This is a genomic window from Mesobacillus selenatarsenatis SF-1 (assembly GCF_000813125.1).
GTDB lineage: Bacteria > Bacillota > Bacilli > Bacillales > Cytobacillaceae > Mesobacillus > Mesobacillus selenatarsenatis.
In genome coordinates, this window is sequence record NZ_BASE01000019.1 from 1 (window position 1) to 20,520 (window position 20,520).

Here is a 20,520-nt window from a genome sequence, read left to right on the forward strand (position 1 = left end):
TAATAACCTCGGTTTCTTGACAGCTTTGCGCTCTAAAGCCTTAAACCTGTCACAATAACAGCGGATTCTTGACAGCTTTGCCCTCTTCTCCCTCAAACCTGACAGAACTAGGCCCCTTTTTCCGAAGACCGGATCTAACCGCTTGACCTGTATACCTAATCAAACTAAAAAAACAGCTCCCCCTCAATTCCAAGGAAAGCTGCTTCTGTTCTATCACCCAGTATAATAAAGCCTCATCGTTCTATTGGATAATTCCTTATAGGTTGGTATCTGGACGGGGTCGACATTTCCGCCGCTGATGATGCAACCTACTTTCTTACCGTCAATCGCTACCTTTTTGGATAAAATAGCGGCCAACGCCGCAGCGCCTGCTCCTTCAACCAGCATCTTCTCTCTTTCAAGCATGAACATGATGGCGTGGGCGATTTCTTCATCGGTTACGGTTACGACTTCATCTACATACTTTTCGATGATTGGATAAGTTATGGCCCCTGGTTCCTTCACCAGTATCCCATCCGCTATAGTATGAACAGCTTGTGGTGTCTTCCATTTTTGCCCGGTAAATCTCTGATAAGTGGCAGGAGCCCCGGCAGCCTGAACGCCAATTACCTTAACGGATGGTTTAAAAGCTTTGATAGCGAGTACCACCCCAGAGATCAATCCGCCCCCTCCAATTGGCGCAAAAACAACGTCCAATGCATCATTTTGCTGCAACATCTCCAACCCAACCGTTCCTTGCCCCGCGATCACCATCTCATCATCAAACGCATGAACAAAGGTGCTGCCATTCTGCTTCAGATCTTCAACCGCTTTTTGATACGATTCATTGTACGTTTCGCCGGTCAATACGATTTCCGCGCCATATCCCTTTGTGGCAGAAGCCTTGGAAAAAGGCGTATGCTTCGGCATGTAAATTTTCGACTTGATGCCCCTTAACGAAGCTGCCAGTGCCACCCCCTGGGCATGATTGCCGGCCGAAGCAGCCAGAATGCCTTTTTCCATTTCCTTTTCCGACAGCGATAAAATTTTATTCATCGCTCCCCTTAGCTTGAACGAACCCGTTTTTTGCAGATTCTCCATTTTCAAATAAACGTCGGCATTCGTTAAATAATTTAAAGTCGTACTTTGCTTCAAAGGAGTCTGATGCACTTTACCCTTCAGCTTTTCCATCGCTTGCTCGATCTGAACGCTTCTTAACAAATTCCCAATATGCTCACCTCGAAATTATTTAACTAACTCTCTCTTTTGCTTTTGCTGGACGAATGGCATCATTTTTCTCAGCTCTTTACCAACCTCTTCAATCGGATGCTGCTTTTCCCGCTCGTTAATGGCATTGAATTCAGCACGGTCACTTTGATTTTCCAGCATCCAGCCTTTCGCAAAACTGCCTGATTGAATATCCTCCAACACTTCCTTCATGCGCGCCTTTGTTTCACCATTAATCACTCGCGGACCGGATACAAAATCTCCCCACTGAGCTGTGTCAGAAATCGAATGCCTCATTCCTTCCAGCCCTTGTTCATACATGAGATCAACGATTAATTTAAGCTCATGCATACACTCAAAATAGGCGACTTCTTTTTGGTACCCTGCTTCCACCAGCGTCTCAAACCCGGCTTTTACAAGTGATGTCAAACCGCCGCATAAGACGGCCTGTTCACCGAAAAGATCGGTTTCCGTTTCTTCCTTAAAATTCGTTTCCAGCACGCCTGCCCTAGCAGCTCCTACACCTTTTGCATATGCCAATGCCAGCTCCTTCGCCTGGCCAGTCACATCCTGGTGCACCCCAATCAATGCCGGAACCCCTGCTCCTTCTTCAAAAGTTCTCCGGACTAAGTGCCCCGGCCCTTTTGGCGCCACTAAAAATACATCCACATCTTCGGGCGGCACAACTTGATGAAAATGAACATTGAACCCATGGGCAAACGCAAGTGCTTTACCAGCAGTTAAAGCTGGTTGGATTTCTGTTTCATAAACAGCTGGCTGCTTCTCATCAGGCAATAACACCATGACTACATCCGCCGCTTCGCACGCCTCCCTTACAGATAATACCCGGAATCCATCCTCCTCAGCCTGAGCCCATGATTTCCCCTGGCGCAATCCAACGACTACCTGATGCCCGCTATCCCGTAAATTTTGCGCATGTGCATGCCCCTGTGAACCATACCCAATGACAGCAACGGTCTTTCCTTTTAAAACTTCCTCATTCACATCTGCTTGATAATAAACCTTTACCATTTCCAAACCTCTCCCTTTTTTAAAAAAATTAGACCAGAAACTTCTTCATCAAGGCGAGTTCCCTCTCGATGAAAAGTTCGTCTGTGACCTCCGTGACAAACAGGACATCAACCTGTTTATTAACCTGCTTCACCAGCTGCAAAAACTTATGGTCATCCTCCACCTCGAGAATGACAGACATTTTGGAAACATCCTTCAGCTCCGGGTATGCGACCGCTACTGCAAGGCTCTCAATCCTGTATTGATGCTTGTGGAACATGCCCATAAGCCTGGTGAAAATTCCATTCTGATTTTGGACTAATGCTGTGACCACCCGCTTTGTCATGGTTTCACCCCAATCATTTCATGCAGCCCTTTCCCCGGCGCGACCATTGGATAGACCTTTTCTTCAGGATTCACGCGGCAATCAATCAAGACTGGCTCGCGGTCTGTTAAAACTTCACTGAAGACCTTCTCAGCTTCGTCTGCACTGCTCACTCTATAAGCCTTAATTCCATAGGATTCTGCAAGCTTCAGGAAGTCTGGCTGCAGTGAAAAAATAGAATGCGAAAATCGTTTTTCATAAAAGGTTTCCTGCCACTGGCGGACCATTCCGAGTGATCCATTATTGATGATCAGCACTTTTACTGGCAGACTCCATTCTTTTAATAAAATCAGTTCCTGGAGTGTCATTTGAAAGCCGCCGTCACCGACGAGCGAAATCACCGTCGCATCTGGTTCTGCCAGCTGCGCACCAATCGCTGCCGGGAAGCCAAATCCCATCGTTCCCAGACCGCCCGATGTGACCCAGGTGTTCGGCTGTGAAAACGAGTAGAACTGGGCAGCCCACATCTGGTGCTGGCCGACATCCGTCGTGACAATCGCTTCTCCATTCGTATGTTTGTGCACTAATTCTATTAAATGTTGTGGCGATGGCAATTCTCCGGTATCCGTGAACCAGTACGGATTCTCAACCTTATTTTCTTCCAGGTGCTCCAGCCAAAGCTGTGAATCCGGCCCTTCAACTTCCCCGCTTAAAAGCATCTGCAAGACTGCTTTCGCATCTCCCACGATCGGAAAATGTGTCTCGACATTTTTGCCGATTTCCGCCGGATCAATGTCTGCATGGGCAACCCTGGCATTCGGAGCAAAGGACTTCAGATTTCCTGTCAGCCGATCATCGAAACGGGCCCCAATATTGATCAATAGATCGGATTCATAAAGGGCCATGTTCGCGGTATAACAGCCATGCATACCGGCCATTCCCAAGAACAGCGGATGCCCTGCCGGAAATCCTCCGAGACCTAACAGGGTGTGGACGACAGGCAACTGATACTGTTCTGCAAAAGCAACCAACTCATCCGAAGCCTTAGCATGCAACACTCCTGCCCCGGCTAAGATGACAGGCTTTTGGGAGTGTTGAAGTGCATCAAGCAAGCTGTCTACCTGTAAAGGATCAGGGTTCACGGTTGGCCGATACCCTGGAAGTTTTACCTCAGCCTCTGGTAAAAAAGAAGTCTGAAGTGCAGTAAGGTCCTTCGGTATATCGACTAACACAGGACCCGGCCGTCCAGTTGTCGCCAGATGGAAGGCTTCTTTCACAATTCTTGGCAGATCTTCCACCCTTCTCACCTGGTAATTCTGCTTTGTGATCGGCGCTGTCATCCCAACGATATCTGCTTCTTGAAAGGCATCTGTCCCGATAACCTGTGATGCAACCTGTCCTGTAAAAATGACAAGCGGCAATGAATCCATCATCGCATCGGCGATTCCTGTCACGACATTGGTGGCGCCAGGTCCCGAGGTTGCAATCACGACCCCCGGCTTTCCGGAAACCCGTGCATAGCCTTCCGCCGCGTGGATGGCTCCCTGTTCATGTCGTGCAAGAACGTGATTAATCGGTGACCTGTGCAGAGCATCATAAATTCCCAAAACCGCCCCGCCAGGATAGCCAAACAATAGCTCAACACCTTCCGCTTTCAGGGCCTGAATGAAAAGATCCGCCCCATTCATGCTCCATTCTTCTGTTTCAACCGTTACCATTGGCTCTTTTGCTGCCATCCAAATTTCCTCCTATTCATCTTTTCATCCCAGCAGGGCAAACAAAAAAGCCATTCACCCCACACAAAAATCAAGTTTGTGCAGGGGTGAAAGGCTTATAGCATTCCACGGTACCACCCTATGTTGCTGCATCTCTTGCAAGACACAACCTTTTAAGGCAGCTCAAGTCACTTTTTTAAAAAAGAATCTGAACTGTCTCGTTTTTGCTAACGAGTATACGTCCGGGTATACCCGGCTGTCCTTACTGCGATTTCAGGTCAGCACTCAGAGGGGATGTAGGAATTGGCGTATTGCTGGCTTCCAGCGCGACCAGCTCTCTGTGAATACGGAATCCAATCCCTAAACCTCGTCATCGAGTTATCTATTAAATTTTCAGGATGCCACCTGTGCTTGCAGAGGTGACCAGCTTCGAATAACGAGCCAAATATCCTTTTTTGATTTTCGGCTCCGGCTGTTTCCATTGTGCTTTCCGATCCTGCAACTCTGTTTCAGGAACTTCAAGGGAAATGGTTCTTTCCTCTAAATCAATGAAAATAGGATCTCCATTTTCAACAAATGCGATTGGTCCTCCTTCAGCCGCTTCAGGTGAAATATGGCCGATGGAAATGCCCCTTGAGGCACCAGAGAATCTTCCATCCGTAATCAGAGCAACCTTTTTTTCCAGACCTCTTCCGGCAATGGCGGCTGTTGGCGCAAGCATTTCCGGCATTCCCGGACCGCCTTTTGGCCCTTCATAGCGGATAACAACCACATGCCCCTCACGTACATCGCCACTTTCGATTCCAGCCAAAGCTTCATCCTGAGATTCATAGACGATCGCTTCACCTTTAAAAGTTTTGATGGACGGGTCGACTGCTCCTACCTTGATGACGCCTCCATCTGGTGCAATATTTCCGAACAAAATCGATAATCCGCCGACAGGGCTATAAGCCGTCTCCTTGCTGCGGATGACGTCACCATTTAAAACCTCTGCATCCTTTACATTCTCGTAAAGCGACTTACCGGTGATGGTAATCCGGTCCGGGTGTACAGCTCCTTCCATTTCACAAAGCTGTTTGATAATCGCGCTGACACCGCCGGCATTATGGACATCCTGCATTGAATAATGGGAAGCCGGGCTGATTTTAGACAAATAAGGAATCCGTTTTGCCACTTCATTAATCCGGCTCAAATCATAGTCAATCTCCGCTTCGTTCGCGATTGCCAGCGTATGGAGGACGGTATTAGTCGAGCCGCCCATCGCCATATCGAGCGCAAAGGCATCATCAATCGTCTCCTTGGTGATAATGTCTCTTGGCTTAATATCCTTTTTGACCATTTCGACCAAATGACGAGCTGCGTCATAGATTAATTTATGGCGTTCTTTAGAGGTCGCAACCAGCGTTCCGTTACCAGGAAGCGCCACCCCGAGCATTTCCATTAGCGAGTTCATAGAGTTGGCGGTGAACATTCCCGAGCAAGAGCCACAGGTTGGACAGGCGTTCTTTTCAATATCCAGCAATTCCTCTTCAGACATTCTCCCAGATTGATAGGCACCTACGCCTTCAAATACGGACACGAGCGATAAAGGCTGTCCAGTGCTGGAAACACCCGCCTCCATTGGGCCACCCGAAACAAATACAGAAGGAACGTTCGTCCGCACTGCCGCCATCAGCATCCCAGGAGTGATCTTGTCACAGTTCGGGATGTAGAAAACTCCATCGAACCAGTGCGCATTAATCACGGTTTCAGCTGAATCTGCGATCAGCTCCCTGCTTGGCAAGGAATATCTCATGCCGATATGCCCCATCGCGATCCCATCATCAACGCCAATGGTATTGAACTCAAACGGAATCCCGCCCGCCTCTCTGATCGCGTCCTTTACAACATCGGCAAACTGCCTCAAATGGACATGTCCCGGAATAATATCGATATACGAATTACAAACGCCAATAAAAGGTTTTTCAAGATCCTCTAACTTCACTCCAGTTGCATAAAGCAAGCTTCGGTGCGGAGCACGGTCGACTCCCTTTTTGATCATGTCACTGCGCATATGAATTCCCCCTATATTCGTCTCTATACACTTTGTTGTTCATAGACTTTGACTCCGTCTTCAACGACGGTTTTTCTGAACTCTTTTAAAAGTTGATTTGTGACGGCACCTGGTTTCCCATCACCGACAACTCGGCCATCCACCTTCACAACCGCAATGACCTCCGCCGCCGTTCCCGTTAAAAACACTTCATCGGCTACATAGACATCATGCCTTGTGAAAACTTCTTCTCTCATCGAGAAGCCAAGATTGTGAGCAATTTCCATGATCGCATTTCTGGTGATCCCTTCCAGTGCTCCTACATACCCGGGAGGCGTCAGGATCTCGCCATTTTTCACGATAAAAACATTGTCCGCAGAGCCTTCCGCCACATAGCCTTGATCATTCAGCATGAGCGCTTCGTTGACACCAGATAAACCGGCCTCAATCCGAACAAGGATATTATTCAAATAGTTCAGTGACTTCACTTTCGGTGAAAGCACATCCGAGCGATTCCGTCTCGTCGCTACCGTGACAATCTCAATCCCCGATTCATATAGTTCTTTCGGGAAAAGTGCAAGCTCTTCCGCGATAATGATGACTTGCGGCCGGGCACAGGATGATGGATCAAGTCCCAAGTTCCCCACCCCTCTCGAGACAACCACGCGAATATAGCCATTCAACAGGTCATTCACCCTTAAAGTCTCTACTACAAGATCGCTTAACTCCTGTTTGCTGTAAGGAATGGACAACATAATTGACTTTGCCGAATCATAAAGTCGGTTAACATGGTCCAGAAGCCGGAAGACATTGCCTTCATACACCCTAATTCCCTCGAAGACACCATCTCCGTATAGAAAACCATGATCATACACTGACACAACAGCGTCTTTCTTACTGACAAACTGGCCATTCAAAAAGATCAATTGCTCCTTCATCATCCATTCCTCATTTCCTCTATGTTTTTAATTTATTTGGAAAATAAAAAAACTCGCCCCTAAAATAGGGACGAGTTTAGCTCGCGATACCACCCTAGTTCCGCTCGTGGATAGAAAAATCCACTTATACGGCACTCAATCAACGTACAATCATACGCGTTCCTTTTAACGGCGGACAACCCGGCAATACTTACTGAATCATTTCAGCATTGCATCTCGGAGATGATTTTCGGATCAGTTCTGAACATCGGCTTGCACCATTTACCGACTCTCTGTAGAACAGGGCACTCATCTTACTCTTCTCGTCATCAATTTTATTTTCGGAAAATTATTAATTATAAAATTATCAGCTGGCAACTGATTTGTCAAACTATTTTTAAGATTTTTTTAACGATCGATAATTTTTAGGTAAAAGGACCTAAGGAAAACTAGACATATACTTTTAGTCGTTCTATTTTCATTTTCAAGATAAAGGTTCCTTGTCCTCCATATATATCTTTAAAGTATTTGGAGCACTCTTTATCTTATAAAAATAAAGGGATTTGAAGGCTCTTTGAAGAATTTAAAAGGCACGATTATTGTTTGTACCCAGTGGCCAAGCGATCATCAAGGTGTGCCCTTAATTTCATTTTTTTTGTGGAGGTTTTTTGTTATGTTTACGGTCGATCATTATATTGATTCTATTAAAGCCAACCTTGAGAAACAAACAGATTTGTTAGTGGGAAATCTCAAACAAAGCTTTTCTTACAATTTTTCACCTGATATAGATTTATTGGATTTCTCCGCATTCATCGAACCAACGAGGTTCGAGTTATCAATAAGAATGTTCTCAATGGATAAAGAAGGCAATGAGGTTTTTGATGAAGGAAATGACCCACCCGTTTTTGCTGGTAGTGAGGAGATACTTTCAGAAGTCGAATATCATCAAATGAACGACAGTCAGTTAGATGATTTTTTTGAGTTTTATGAGCAAAATGAAGAGACATTAGTTCCACGCGAGCAAAAGGTTTTTATAGACTGGTTTAGTCAATGCTGGGAAAAAGCAGGCGGAACTTCATTGAAACTACCATCGTACTTCATTTTTCACGATGATTATAAATCATATGATTTGAAGAGTAATAAATGGATTGATGATGAAGAAAAATGGTCATAAACATCGAAGAATGCCTATATTTCAAGGCATTCTTTTGTTTACCGCAAGTTTTCAGCTGCTGATAATGGGGAAGTACTCGTACTGAACGATAAGTACTTGAAAAGCACTATAATGCCATGTCCCTGCAAAGTTAATCCTGGAATTCAGATAGTCCAATAACGGAACCATTTTTGTCGTAAAAAGTCAGTTCAGCTGGAAATGGTTGCTTCGTATTTTCGGGAAGTTTTTCAAAGGCAATAAATCTCTCTTCGCCTTTTACATTAGATTCGAAACTATACTCTCCTGAATACAATTCCGTTTTGATATGATCAATTTTCAACTTTGGATTTTTGCCAATCAAGATCCCATATATCCCTTTGTTTGTTTTAATTTTTTGATAGGAAACGATATTGGTTCCATAACCAGAATGGTCAATTTTATATTTTCCATTAAACCCCTTGATTAGATGAGCATAGCCCATATCGCCGTTTTCGGTTTGGAACAGAACGATGTAAGAACTTGTATCTTCTAACTGAATAGACTTAATTACGCTTGGCTTTATACTGCCCGAAGCCCTATTACTCCACTTCTGCAAACCTGATTGAATAGCAGCTTGGTTATCATCGATTGGATATTGATTAAAGTAATAGATCACATAGCCAATCGCCATAACCGCAACGAGTATAACCAAATACCCAGCCTTTTTCATACTATCCCCCCCAAACATGCCTCACTTTACTTTCATCTTAACATAGTGGAGGAAAATGCAGCTCCAACCCCGGAGAATCGTCTCCATATCTCAATATGATCACCATTAATCACATTTTTCTGAGTGATGAAACGGCAGAGCCATCTCCAGCTCCCGGCTTTAGCCCGTCTCCTGATCGCTCCTTAATTGGGTATAAATTTGCTGATAGGCTGACGCCTCATTGACCATACCTTTGTGCTGATACATTTTGCACAGCTGCCTGACCGGAGCTGGGTCCGCCGGGTTGAGCTCCATTTCCCAGAAGAAACATTCGATTGCTTGATCGTATTGATTGAAATCTGCGTAAAATTGCCCCAATTCCATCATTCTTTCTGGATTTTCCATAAGAGCGGCCATTTCATTGATTTTACGAATGCCGATAGAATGCGGAAAGTTTTTCTGAATCGGTCTCAGTTTTTCACAGACTACCTTCAAGTCGTGCGCCTCCATAAGCTTTGCTGTCAGCTGCAGAATTCTTTGTTCAAATTGCCTCGGGTCGTTATCCTGAGCAACTTGCTGATGGAGCAGCAGAAACTCTTCCAAATGAGCAGATACAAATTCAGCATCAACCTGATTCCAAATTTCATTTAGGATTTGATGAAACTCTCCAGGCAGATCCTCAATGAAAGGAAATAAATTTACTGCCGCTCTCTCATATTGCCCGTCTCTCATCAATCCTTCAATGAAATTGCGAGCTTCCGGTAACCATTTATAAGGATTTATTTCTGCATAGGATAGGACTAGAATCCAATTCTCGAGCGGGATGTACTTCAAGGCCAACTCTGTTTGGCTCTTAACCGACTCAGAAGTAAGGTTCCTTTTGTCATCCATCCAAAGCAGCAGACCTTCTGCATACCGTTCTTCAAGTTTTAAAATCCTTTCGAGCATTTGAAAATGTTCGGTGTTTTTTCGATTCATAAAGCAATGGAACTCTGCAAATAAGGGGTCCTTCTTTTGGATAGCCGGTAAAGATGAAGTAGTGTAAAAGCTGGAATATGAGCTGTATTCCCGAGAATGGAGGAGATCACTGATTTTTTCCAAAGAAGGAGATAAATCGGACAAAAGACGGACCGATTGATAGGCTTTGGAAAAACTGCCGTTTCTTCTGTAGTGGAAAAAGATATTTTCTATTGGTTTGGAGAGCTGTTCTGTTGAGAAAAATGAGTCGAGCGCTGCGGCAATACATGGTATTTCAAGGAGAGAATAATTGCGCTGGAGATGATTGAAGAGCTTGTTTTTAGCTGGTATGGTTAAAGCTGTCGTAGGAATGAGTACAGGCAGAAGCGGGTGCTTTTGATCTAAGACGATCCCTTCATTCAGCACTTTATCAAGAAATGAACCTTTTTGAACCTTTTCAAGTTGACCACCATAGATTAGGGCATTTTTGTAGAAAATCAGATAGTATTTTTCGGTTAATTCAGTTTGGACCTCGGCGACCATGAATCTCGCAAAGATTGCTGTCCGCACAACTTCTCCATTTACCATAACCCTATTAGATTTGAACGATATTTTTGTCGGCATTGTAAGTTCATTATTCATGAAACATTGAGCCTCCTAATGAATCGTATATTGTTTTCTATAGTTTAATTATACGTTACCCATTTTAAAAAAGCGACGACACTCGAAAAGTGCTTAGGGACATAGGTAGGGACATAGGGACGGTTCTTCTTTCCCACTAAAATACACCTACCTACAAAACACCAGAACAACCTTAATGTCCCTTGAGAAATGGGTAATCTATTCAGCAAATATAAAAAAAGCATCCCGAAGGATACTTATTTATATATTTTAAGCGGTTCAATGTTTATTTTTAATACTACGGTTGCGGGATCATGAACCATATTTATTTTATCCACAATATATTCTTTCTTGTATATCGTGACAGTATTACTAGCCCTCAAAGCAGCAACATACTGCTCCCAATGCTTTACATTGGCACTTAAGAGACACTTGTCTTTCAGATAATAATCCACTCTGTTAGCTACTCGGTTCATCTCTACACCCCCTTTTGATAGAGTTTATGAATCATATTATCTAATCATGACAAGCTGTTTATCGTTTCATCAGCTTCAAAGAAAAATCCATCTTGATTGTTACAGGATGGATTTGATTACTTGGTATGAATTGATCCGCAGAGACAGGAGACGGTTCTCCTGACCACAAAAATATGGGAAGTGGGAACCGCCTCCAAGTCCCACACAAAGTCACCATGCTTCAAATATTTAAAATTGATTTTACCTAACATATTCTTTATATTTAATTTAAAATAAGCCTTAGAGCATAAGATTTTATAATAAAATTGAGGAGAAAATATGACTTCAACTAACAATATCAAACTCTATGATTTTATTACTGAAAATCCCTCTATTCTCACTAACAAATGGTTAAGTATGAGAGCCAACAACCCAACAAGTGTATACTCTTGTGACAACCATCAAGCTGAGGCACGACTACGGGAGCAAAATGGCCTTTTTATTAAAACGGTAGCCAAAGTACTCGTTGCTCCCGGTAACGAAGTAAATGAAGAGATTAAAACATGGGCACAAACCGTTGCGATGGACCGTGTGGAAACAAGGACCCCTATCCACGAAGTCATTCATCAATTCGGGGTGTTTAGAGGTATTTTATGGGAACATATTCATCAATTTGTTGTGGAGAATAAAGGGGGAATTTCCGATTCAGAAATTCTTCATTGGAGCACATTGATCCATTCTACATTTGATACAATCATTGAAACCTTTGCTGAAAAGTATTATAACTATTACAATGATAGACTTTCTGTCCAAAGTGAATTGATCAATGAATTGAGCGCCCCAATCATACCACTCTCTGATTCTATTGGAGTACTGCCACTTGTAGGAGAAATTGACACCCAGCGTGCAAAATACATAACAGAATCCATCCTGATTCAAAGCAAGGATTACAGTTTAACCCATCTGTTCATCGATTTATCAGGTGTGTCCATTATAGATACAATGGTAGCAAATCAGTTATTCCAAATTATCGACATCCTGAAATTAATCGGTGTAAAAGTGTATATCAGCGGCATCCGTCCAGAAATAGCCCAGACAGCAGTCCAATTAGGAATCAACTTCAATAAAATTCCAACGCAAGCAACCTTAAAACAAGCATTAAAAGCGAATAAAATCCTCATATCAGATATTCATATGTCACAGAAGTAGAAGCAAAGGGTGCGCCCTTTGCTTTTTTAGCATAATTCTGCAGTTTAAGGACGACAAGAAGGCCAGCTATCATTGACTGGCAATCTTTGCATCTTTTATCAATCGCGAAATGATTTTAGGAGACAGTTCCGCTGCCTTAAAGAAATACATATATTTAACTTTTTCTCTCTTCCTATAAATTGGAAGAAGCATAATTCAAATTGATGCTCAAAGAACAAAAACAGCCTAATCCGTTAACCGGATCAGGCTGCTTCAATTTTAGTTCACCTTTATATAACTATAAGTAGCTATGCTTGATGGAGGAATAAATTACTTACTTTCACTAAGCTTTTTCTCAGCAAGCCAGTTTGCCAGGATCTTAGCTTCTGTTTCAGATACAAGACCGCTTGGCATCATGCCTTTACCGTTTTTGATGGTTTCAAAGATTTCTGTCTTTGTTTTTTGCCCGCCAATTGCATTCAGGGCCGGACCATTCCCTCCTTCAAGGTTGGATCCGTGGCAAGTAATACAGCTTTGCTTGTAGAGTTTTTCTCCCGCTTCTGCAACGGAATGCGTCCCTTTTGAATGAACTTCTTCACTCTTTAGGGCAACGTCCCCGCCAAAAGCGGAATACGGAACAAACTGGATTTCATGCGGCACGCCTTCAGCCGGAATTTCAGTGATCAATTCACCGTTTTCGGTATCCCATACCTGGACACCGCTGACTACCTCACCGCCTAGCTGGTAGCTGTACCTTTTGTCCATTCCGTGGTTAAGTGTCCATAGCTCTTTTCCATCTGGACTAACCCCTGTATGAGCAGGAATTGTTGTACCCGTAGAGTTCCAAATCTTTTCATAAGTGGTGGTGTCTACTTTGAAAATCTTATTACCTCCAGTTGTAACATAGGCAAATTTGCCGTCAGGACTGAAAGAAATATGAATCAGCGCTTGTTCAAACTCAATACTATCCTTTATTTCCAGGGTGGCCACGTCAATAATGATTGCTTTCTTGACTTCCCCGCCTACCGCTGCCCAGACATATTTTCCATCAGGGGTTAAATTCACACCATGGAGACTTGCTCCTACCGGGATATCCTTGACAACCTCATTCTTCTTCCAATCAATAACTGTAACCTTATCTTCTTGATCTACACTGACAAACAGGTAAGGCGAGTCAATCGCTTTGCCATCCCAATACATCGATGGTGAGATATAGTCCGTCCCTTTGCCTGTTGGAAGTTCCTTAATCTTCTTTTTAGCCTGCACATCTATAACTGATACTGTGTCGCCGTATTGATTTGCTACATACAGATACTTATCATCCGGAGACAGGGCTGAATGGTGCCCTCCCTTACCAACAGGTACCCTCCAAAGTTCTTCGAATGTTGCCGGATCAAAAGCAATCGCATAGGATGGTTCATCATAATTGAACCAATCAACAGTAAACATCAATTTGAAATCCTTAGTGAACGTTACTGCATGGGTGTCATGCAGGTTCGGATATTTTTGCTCTGTACGTTCGAGCTTAGGACCGCCAGCATCGATTGTCGTCACAAGCTTATGGTATTTCGCATCAATGACCCATAGTTTATTGCTTGATCCACCGCCGACAAAAGCCAGGCTCTCACTTCCTAGCTTGCCTCCAGCCAGCCTTAATTCAAGATCAGATGATTCATGTTCCTCTCCGTGCTCCTCAGTTGTTGCCTTTTTTGTTTTCTCTGCTGCGTTTGATTCTGCTTGGGAGCACCCGGCCAATAATAACAGAGATGCTGCGACAGTTGCGAAACCCATTTTAAAAAACTGTCTATTAACTGACATCCTTCTTCTCCTCCATTACATTTCACTATCTCATCTCATCAAATTTGAGAACTATACGATTGAATGAACCAACCATATTTCATATCTGAAGAATGCATTGGAAATGTGCAGATACTATCGAGAAAAATGCAACAATCTTTGAACAGCTAAAAACAGCTATAGAATTTGGCGAATTGGTGAAAAAATTATATTGTCGAAAACACACCCCATAAAAACGTAACATTTAGTTATATCAACAAAAAAGAGATTATATTAAAAGTTCTATTAATAGAAAAAGCAGGTACCCATTTTCAGGTCACCTGCTTCTAGAATTAAATCATTCCCATAAAATAGAGGGCATTTCTTCCAGGCATTCAATTCAATCATAACCCACCACAATTTGGTGAATTATTTTTGTCGCCCTCCATGTAGTCATTACCTTCTGTAACGGATTCCAACCCATATCCGGTTTGACTGATCTCCAGTACCTCTTCGTCTTGAACATTGTTGATTATTTGGCCATCCTTACGCTTTTGCTTATTGTCTCGCATCATTTTCCCTCCAAAGTTTATTCAGTATTTTTCTCCTGGAGGTATTTTCTTATTCACGCCAACGAATCTTTTCCATAGCCTTCTACCTTTTCCAACATTTCTGACAAAAAAAGAGAAGCACAGGGTAACGTCCCCATGCTCCTGAATGAACCAATTAAGCTCTTTTTCTCAAAGAAATAACCAATGCTAATATTCCTACAATTAAAGCTGCGATTGAAAGGTAAAGCGGTACGTTGCTGGTTGCTGTTTTTGCTTCCATGTCATTTTCGAGATCTCCAGCAGCACTGTGGTCATTGGAAGAATCAGCTGATGTTCCTCCGTGCCCATGACCAGATCCATCTGCAGGATTCACTGCTGTAACAGAAGCTGGCTTGTCTGCATCAGGAGCACCAACCCATTCCACTACACTTCCATCGCTGTATGTTTGATAAGCTTTCCAAATAATCTCTGTAGCTTCATCGCCAACTTTTCCTTGGATGTTAAATTGAACGAATTCGCTTTCTGTTAACCCTTTTCCTTCGGTTGTCCACGTAGCACTCGTAATTTTTCCAGTGTCATCTTTTTGAGCCTCGTATGTCCAGCCCGGCTCAGCTTCAAAGCGGGTGATATTCACTTCTTCAGGGAATTTCACTTCCACTTTCGTTGTTTGAACATCTTGACTCTCAGAAGGAACTCGGACAGTGAATACTTCATATTTCCCTTGTGAAGTTTCCTGTGGCTGAACGGTTACATGCGCGCTTGCCACACCGGCAAAAAGGGTGATCGCACCAATCATTGATATGGTTAATGTTAAAAGTTTTTTCATTTTGAAATCTCCTATATATTCATATTAATAAACGATAAAATCCTTATGAAATACCTTCTCATTGTCCTCTGAATCTACTATTCGAAGTTGTAAGGTCCAGTTTCCTTCAATTGGAAGATACGAACCATTGACCTTGAATTGCACATTTTTGGACTGTTCAATCTCGGAAAAAGGAACTTGGATCGGTTCGATTTCAAGGTTGTCTTGATAGATTAAAAATAGCTCAATCCGTTTAATCTCTATGTCTTCTTCAAGCGAATTTGCTGTAACTTTGAAATGATTGTATCCAGGTGTCCTTGGTGAGATCAAGGTTGTAAATTCAAGGTGATTGTCCTGATTTTCCCATTCCAAAGGTACGTTTTCCGGGAGTGGGTTCAAGAAAGTGATGACACCAACAATCCCTAGAATGATGATCATCAAACTGAAGTCGAACTTCACCAATCTGCCAATAGAGTCTTCTTTTTTCTTTTTCATCTTATAGCGTAAAATTGCCCCAATCACGAACACCAGCAGGACTAAGGTAACTTTGACCAGAAGCAGTTTTCCCCAAAGTGCATGAAGCAGATAATTCAGTTCTGGCACAAAGATTAAAGTGTAAGCTGAGCCAGTTAAAAACAACATAACCATGCTGATTAAGGCAAATTGCGAAAAGAAGGGAAGGAATTGTCTAATGTGTTCCTTCTGCTTTTTCCAGTAAGTTAGGATGTACAACAGGCCACCTGCCCAAACGGCGGCTGAAAGTAAATGGATGAAAGCCAGTTCAAGTGACATGGAGCGGATTTCCGATTCAAAAGCTGCAGCATGTCCGTTAAAACTCTTTGCTGTCAGGATCAAAAACACCCACACTAAATCGATCCATTTATAACGAAGTAAGATGAAAAAACCTAATAGAGATAAAAGCACTGAAGCAAGCAAAGATATACCTACTGTTGTACCTGTTAAAAGTGATACGACTTCGGTTAATGTCCTGCGATCAAGTAATTCTAAGATTTGGAGTGATGCCACTCCCACAGTTGAAATGAACAGCGCAATTTGTAAATGAAAGGTCCTCCGTCTGAAGGTTGGCTTCATCTCTTCTTTTAAAGAATAAATGGTCCCCCACAGAATCCAGCCAGTTGTCAGGACTAGCGCCATAAAAAAAAGCATCCTTACCAACGACTTGATAGAAGTTGCCGCAGCTGAGCTCTTTTGCGTTTCTAAAACTTGCTTGTTAATATCCCTTTGGAAGACCGTTTCTTCCCCTACGGAGATGACATAGGCACTCCTGATCGGGTGGCCATCCGCTGAAATAACATTATAGGATATAACATAATTTCCGTCAGGCAAGTCAGGTAAAGGTTGCTTAATGGTTGTTTGATCCTGGCTCATCTCCGGTTTTGCATTGACGATTCTTTCTCCATTTTCATTAAAAACCTTAATCGAATAGAGTTCGTCTTCAAGTCGTTCATCAAATACCAGAACAATCTCTTTCGGAGATTCATTTAACTCACTATCGGGGGCAGGGTCAGCCTTCTCTAACGTCGCATGAGCAAAGACTTCTTGCGGAACTATTAAGATAAAAATAAGAGAACATAGAACGAAAAAATTACTAATGAAAGTTCGCTTGCTAATTATAAATATCACCTGCCTCTTTCAAAACTCACATACCCAATAGTGTATCACTTAATTCTTTAAACAATCAATAAATGGTTAATGGAAAAAGAAAGCGAGGATGTGATGTGCGCCCCAAAACTTTCTCGAAAAAGGAGGGAATTAATTCCATATGAAAGAATACCTATATAAGGCAAAGAGGGTAGAGGAATAGTTTGAAGGTCTCTTTTCGGTAAGATTATGCTATTGAAAAAAGCTAATTGGAGGGTAACTATGAAAAACAATAACAAGATTGCACTTTTGGTTTCTTTAGTAGTATTGGTGGGGTTCCCCATTCTTTTTCTCTTCGTATCATTGATTACAGGGCAATGGGGTTATCTTGCGTGGAGTATCCCACCTTCCTTAGCTGCGGGATTAACTGGATTGATGCTCACTCTTAACCAAATAAAAAAAGCGGGGAAAAATGCGTAACGCTTCTCCACAGAGACAGGGGGACGGCTAGACCGTCTCTGTTATTTACATATTTTCACTATTTTTGAGACACTAGCACCGTACCCTTGTCTAAAATCACGTTCCTTACAACTGACTTAACGAGAATTCCAGCTGAAAATCCCTTGGATCACTTTCGTAAAATTCCTGCTGGATTTCTTCAGCCACTTTGCATCCGATTCCAAAGTAAAAGGCGACTGTTTCTTCCGCAGATCCGGCACAAATAAAGAGCTTATCAGCCTTCCACTCTTTCGCTTGCTTTGCTGAAAGGAAAAATAGCTTCTTGCCGATTCCTTTATTCCTGTGTTCGAGTGTGATAAAAAGCTGATCAAGTAATACATAGTTTAAGTTCTCGCCAAAAAAACCCCGATTAACGGTGGCCAATCCTATCAATCTACCATCCTGCCCAAATGCGCCAATCGCACTTCCACCTTGCCTGATCGTTTGTTTCAAATTATTGAAATGATGTTCATAACCATTAGGCCAATCAGGGTCCTGGTAATTAATCTCGACGAGTTGACGTTTGCCATCAACTTCCCTCCACGCTTTCCCAATATACTGAGAAGCATCCATGTCCTTCATCAGTTCACACTCATCCACCGATAACTGTCTAAACGTTAGATCTGTCATTTGATCGCCTCCATCTGTTCGTTGAATAATTAATCCTCCTGCCTTCTTAATAAATCTTGTTTATACTGAATCACGCTAAGCAGCTTGGTCCCTCTCAAATTTGGGATCATATTTTCCAGTTCAGCGAGCACCTTGTCCTTCTCACCATCATGGACCATTTCTTCTAATTCCAATAACCTTAGATAGAATGGATTCCTGACTTTCTCTTTGTACTCTCCAAACGATTCACGATCCCCCTGCTCAATCGCAATCCCAGCAAGAGAATACCATTTATACATATTGTCCTTTAACCCTATGGCCATCTCTTCCGCTTCATCATACTGCTCCCTTTTGACAAGCAGGTTCACATGATTCAGCTTTTGATGGAAAGGAGATTTAATTTTATCAAGTCTCTCCTCCGCTTCATCCAACTCATCATTGAATACATAATAATAAAACTGGAAGTGCGGCTGCTTCGAATTCTTCATAAAGTTCAACACTTTTTCCGGATCCTTTTCAAAAAGAAACGGGTAAAAACTCTTATACATATTAATTAAGAAAATAATAAGATTAACCACAATAACTGCAAATAGTGGTGCTTGCATTAATCCTAAGAATAAATTCACGATAAAGATTGCAATAAAGAACCAAAACATATATTAATACCTCTCTACAAATAAAGTATAATGCGAGTCTGCTTTTATATCGGAAAACAGGAATCATATTTCAAGTATCCGGGACATAAAAACCGTCCCTCTGTCACTTCTGAAAAAAAGATGCTGTTGCGGCATTTCAGCAACTAGTTTTAAAATTGAAATTTGGCTTCCAAAAACAATTACGGACAAGGAGCAAGAGGACGTCCCCTTGCTCCTTGTCCCTGCCTGTATTCAATTAATCTCAGAACTTAAATCGGTTTCCCCGTTCCATTATTCTGTGATTTCTTCCTGATCACTACATGCATAATTGGCAACAGTATGGCTTTTGCAGGAATGCTAATAATTTGAAACATGAAGAACATAACATACAACCAACCTACTCCCTGGCCGGTATAGTCGGATTCATTAGTGACCTGTGTACTGAGGAAAAGTGACAATGCCACGGCTGCAATAGGTCCCAAAGTCAGCAACAAAAAGTTCCCAAACGTTTTCCATCCAGCTTTCTCGGTAGAATATTTAGAGATTCTAATCTGAAGGATAAGACTGCCGTACCAAATCGCACCTATCATGGCCAAAGCCAACAAAAATATTAAATAACCCATTTGCTGCCTCCGTATGGAATTCTTCCTTTTATTATTAGGCGAGGGATGGTTCCGTGTTCTCACTAATACCTATTTTGTAAAATGAGAGCTCCCTGCCCCGCAACACTTATGCCTAAACAGTTCAAAGCTGAAAACCTATTCAGTTCGCCTTTTCAGTTTTTCAATTATTCAATGCCGCGCTTTTTTACACGGATCATACTAATCCCTAATACTGTAGCTGGAAAAAGAGCCAGGACAGAACCTATAAAAAACTGATAAGATTCCTTTACTGTATCTGGCTGGGCGAAAATTGTATATCTTATGTAATTAAGAGCAATAAATATGACCGAAATAATAACCATTGCTAAAATAGTTCCCATCAAATATGCCTTGTAACCATTCATTTTCCTTAATTTTGGGGAAGAGATTAATAGAGACAAAACAACATAAATGACAGCACTAGCAACATATATGACCAGGGTTAACTGAGAGTAGTTTACTTCCTCGATAATTTGCCCCTCTCTGACTCCTATTGTATACATTCCAGTTGAAGTCAGGAGTAGTTGAAAACTTATTACTAGCAGGAAAAAGAAGAGATTGAGCCCACCCTTAAACCAGGATGTGTACCTTCTGGAAAGTGATAAACCATATCCAAAGAGCACAACCGAACAGATCAATAGTATGATAATACTTATATTGCACCAACCTGGCAGAATGGAGAATGCCTGTAAATTTATCACTGATATGAACAGACTGATTATGAAAAACGCGATAGTTATAAATCTTAAATTTTTTTGCATCTCTTCTTTCGTTGTATGACCTAGTTTGGTTTTTACCGTCTTCATCGCAAACTCCTTTTTTACTTAATATTAACAGAGGCAAAAATTTCCGGAACATGGAAACGGCTTTTTTCCCAAAAACCCTTGTTTCCTGGTAATTAAATTACAGAAAAAACCTCACCTGCATGTCTTATCAAATTTAAAGGGAAGCCTTATTTAGCTTCCCTTAGTTTATCTTTGCACCATTCAGCTTTTATTTCGACTCCCGAATGGGACAAGAGAACCGTCCCTGAGTCTCACTTACGCTAACATTTATCTGTTCCAAGGTATTGGAACACTACTTAAAACCTTCTTCGGGTCCAAAGACCATTTCATCGAAACTACTCGTCAAGGCA

Annotated in this window: 20 protein-coding genes and 1 other annotated feature; of the genes, 3 read left to right on the top strand and 17 right to left on the bottom strand. The window is 42.3% G+C overall.

Annotated elements, in window-relative coordinates:
• Positions 1-213: 213 nt before the first annotated feature.
• From ilvA to ilvE, 6 genes are all read right to left on the bottom strand, one after another.
• Positions 214-1,200 (bottom strand): threonine ammonia-lyase, encoded by a 987-nt coding sequence (gene ilvA / locus TY49_RS04475; protein ID WP_369389286.1) that lies wholly within the window; start codon positions 1,198-1,200, stop codon positions 214-216.
• Between the two features lie 24 nt (positions 1,201-1,224).
• Positions 1,225-2,238, bottom strand: a complete 1,014-nt coding sequence (gene ilvC, locus TY49_RS04480) for a ketol-acid reductoisomerase (protein ID WP_041964707.1) — start codon at positions 2,236-2,238, stop codon at positions 1,225-1,227.
• A 28-nt stretch (positions 2,239-2,266) separates the two neighbouring features.
• Complete coding sequence (ilvN, locus tag TY49_RS04485; RefSeq protein ID WP_052442084.1) at positions 2,267-2,563, bottom strand: acetolactate synthase small subunit; 297 nt, start codon at positions 2,561-2,563, stop codon at positions 2,267-2,269.
• On the bottom strand, positions 2,560-4,278 hold the full coding sequence (gene ilvB / locus TY49_RS04490; RefSeq protein ID WP_041964708.1) for an acetolactate synthase large subunit: 1,719 nt from the start codon (positions 4,276-4,278) through the stop codon (positions 2,560-2,562). The genes ilvN and ilvB overlap by 4 nt, the downstream gene beginning before the upstream one ends.
• 364 nt (positions 4,279-4,642) lie before the next feature.
• Positions 4,643-6,310, bottom strand: coding sequence for a dihydroxy-acid dehydratase (gene ilvD / locus TY49_RS04495; protein ID WP_041964709.1), 1,668 nt, complete (start codon positions 6,308-6,310; stop codon positions 4,643-4,645).
• A 23-nt stretch (positions 6,311-6,333) separates the two neighbouring features.
• Positions 6,334-7,227 (bottom strand): branched-chain-amino-acid transaminase, encoded by an 894-nt coding sequence (gene ilvE, locus TY49_RS04500; RefSeq protein WP_041964710.1) that lies wholly within the window; start codon positions 7,225-7,227, stop codon positions 6,334-6,336.
• A 63-nt stretch (positions 7,228-7,290) separates the two neighbouring features.
• Positions 7,291-7,545, bottom strand: a binding site (T-box leader).
• A 334-nt stretch (positions 7,546-7,879) separates the two neighbouring features.
• On the opposite strand from ilvE, the gene TY49_RS04505 reads away from it, so the two are divergent.
• Positions 7,880-8,380 (top strand): hypothetical protein, encoded by a 501-nt coding sequence (locus tag TY49_RS04505; RefSeq protein WP_041964711.1) that lies wholly within the window; start codon positions 7,880-7,882, stop codon positions 8,378-8,380.
• A 130-nt stretch (positions 8,381-8,510) separates the two neighbouring features.
• On the opposite strand, the gene TY49_RS04510 is transcribed toward TY49_RS04505, so the two are convergent.
• The 3 genes from TY49_RS04510 to TY49_RS04520 all read right to left on the bottom strand — a co-directional run bounded on the left by TY49_RS04510 (position 8,511) and on the right by TY49_RS04520 (position 11,101).
• Positions 8,511-9,068 (bottom strand): hypothetical protein, encoded by a 558-nt coding sequence (locus TY49_RS04510; RefSeq protein WP_041964712.1) that lies wholly within the window; start codon positions 9,066-9,068, stop codon positions 8,511-8,513.
• Between the two features lie 159 nt (positions 9,069-9,227).
• Positions 9,228-10,646, bottom strand: coding sequence for a tetratricopeptide repeat protein (locus tag TY49_RS04515; RefSeq protein WP_041964713.1), 1,419 nt, complete (start codon positions 10,644-10,646; stop codon positions 9,228-9,230).
• Between the two features lie 236 nt (positions 10,647-10,882).
• Positions 10,883-11,101 carry a hypothetical protein gene (locus TY49_RS04520; protein ID WP_041964714.1) on the bottom strand — a complete coding sequence of 73 codons (219 nt, stop codon included), beginning with the start codon at positions 11,099-11,101 and terminating at the stop codon, positions 10,883-10,885.
• A gap of 318 nt (positions 11,102-11,419) precedes the next feature.
• Between TY49_RS04520 and TY49_RS04525 the strand changes: the two genes are divergently transcribed.
• On the top strand, positions 11,420-12,289 hold the full coding sequence (locus TY49_RS04525) for an STAS domain-containing protein (RefSeq protein WP_041964715.1): 870 nt from the start codon (positions 11,420-11,422) through the stop codon (positions 12,287-12,289).
• Positions 12,290-12,598: 309 nt separating this feature from the next.
• Here TY49_RS04525 and TY49_RS23820 read toward each other — a convergent pair whose 3' ends face one another.
• From TY49_RS23820 to TY49_RS04540, 4 genes are all read right to left on the bottom strand, one after another.
• Positions 12,599-14,086, bottom strand: coding sequence for a c-type cytochrome (locus tag TY49_RS23820; RefSeq protein ID WP_052442085.1), 1,488 nt, complete (start codon positions 14,084-14,086; stop codon positions 12,599-12,601).
• Between the two features lie 362 nt (positions 14,087-14,448).
• The gene (locus tag TY49_RS24540; protein WP_156972604.1) at positions 14,449-14,619 is read right to left on the bottom strand and encodes a hypothetical protein; all 171 of its coding nucleotides are present in this window, start codon (positions 14,617-14,619) and stop codon (positions 14,449-14,451) included.
• A 151-nt stretch (positions 14,620-14,770) separates the two neighbouring features.
• Positions 14,771-15,421, bottom strand: a complete 651-nt coding sequence (locus TY49_RS04535) for a YcnI family copper-binding membrane protein (protein WP_041964716.1) — start codon at positions 15,419-15,421, stop codon at positions 14,771-14,773.
• Between the two features lie 24 nt (positions 15,422-15,445).
• Positions 15,446-17,044, bottom strand: coding sequence for a copper resistance CopC/CopD family protein (locus TY49_RS04540; protein WP_041964717.1), 1,599 nt, complete (start codon positions 17,042-17,044; stop codon positions 15,446-15,448).
• 240 nt (positions 17,045-17,284) lie between these two features.
• On the opposite strand from TY49_RS04540, the gene TY49_RS04545 reads away from it, so the two are divergent.
• Positions 17,285-17,482, top strand: coding sequence for a hypothetical protein (locus tag TY49_RS04545; protein ID WP_041964718.1), 198 nt, complete (start codon positions 17,285-17,287; stop codon positions 17,480-17,482).
• Between the two features lie 105 nt (positions 17,483-17,587).
• Here the strand turns inward: TY49_RS04545 and TY49_RS04550 are convergent, their stop codons facing one another.
• From TY49_RS04550 to TY49_RS04565, 4 genes are all read right to left on the bottom strand, one after another.
• Positions 17,588-18,130, bottom strand: coding sequence for a GNAT family N-acetyltransferase (locus TY49_RS04550; RefSeq protein WP_041964719.1), 543 nt, complete (start codon positions 18,128-18,130; stop codon positions 17,588-17,590).
• A gap of 29 nt (positions 18,131-18,159) precedes the next feature.
• Positions 18,160-18,765, bottom strand: a complete 606-nt coding sequence (locus TY49_RS04555) for a hypothetical protein (RefSeq protein ID WP_041964720.1) — start codon at positions 18,763-18,765, stop codon at positions 18,160-18,162.
• Between the two features lie 248 nt (positions 18,766-19,013).
• Positions 19,014-19,367: a hypothetical protein gene (locus tag TY49_RS04560; protein ID WP_041964721.1), complete on the bottom strand. Its 354-nt coding sequence runs from the start codon at positions 19,365-19,367 to the stop codon at positions 19,014-19,016.
• 164 nt (positions 19,368-19,531) lie between these two features.
• Positions 19,532-20,191: a hypothetical protein gene (locus tag TY49_RS04565; protein ID WP_041964722.1), complete on the bottom strand. Its 660-nt coding sequence runs from the start codon at positions 20,189-20,191 to the stop codon at positions 19,532-19,534.
• Positions 20,192-20,520 lie beyond the last annotated feature (329 nt).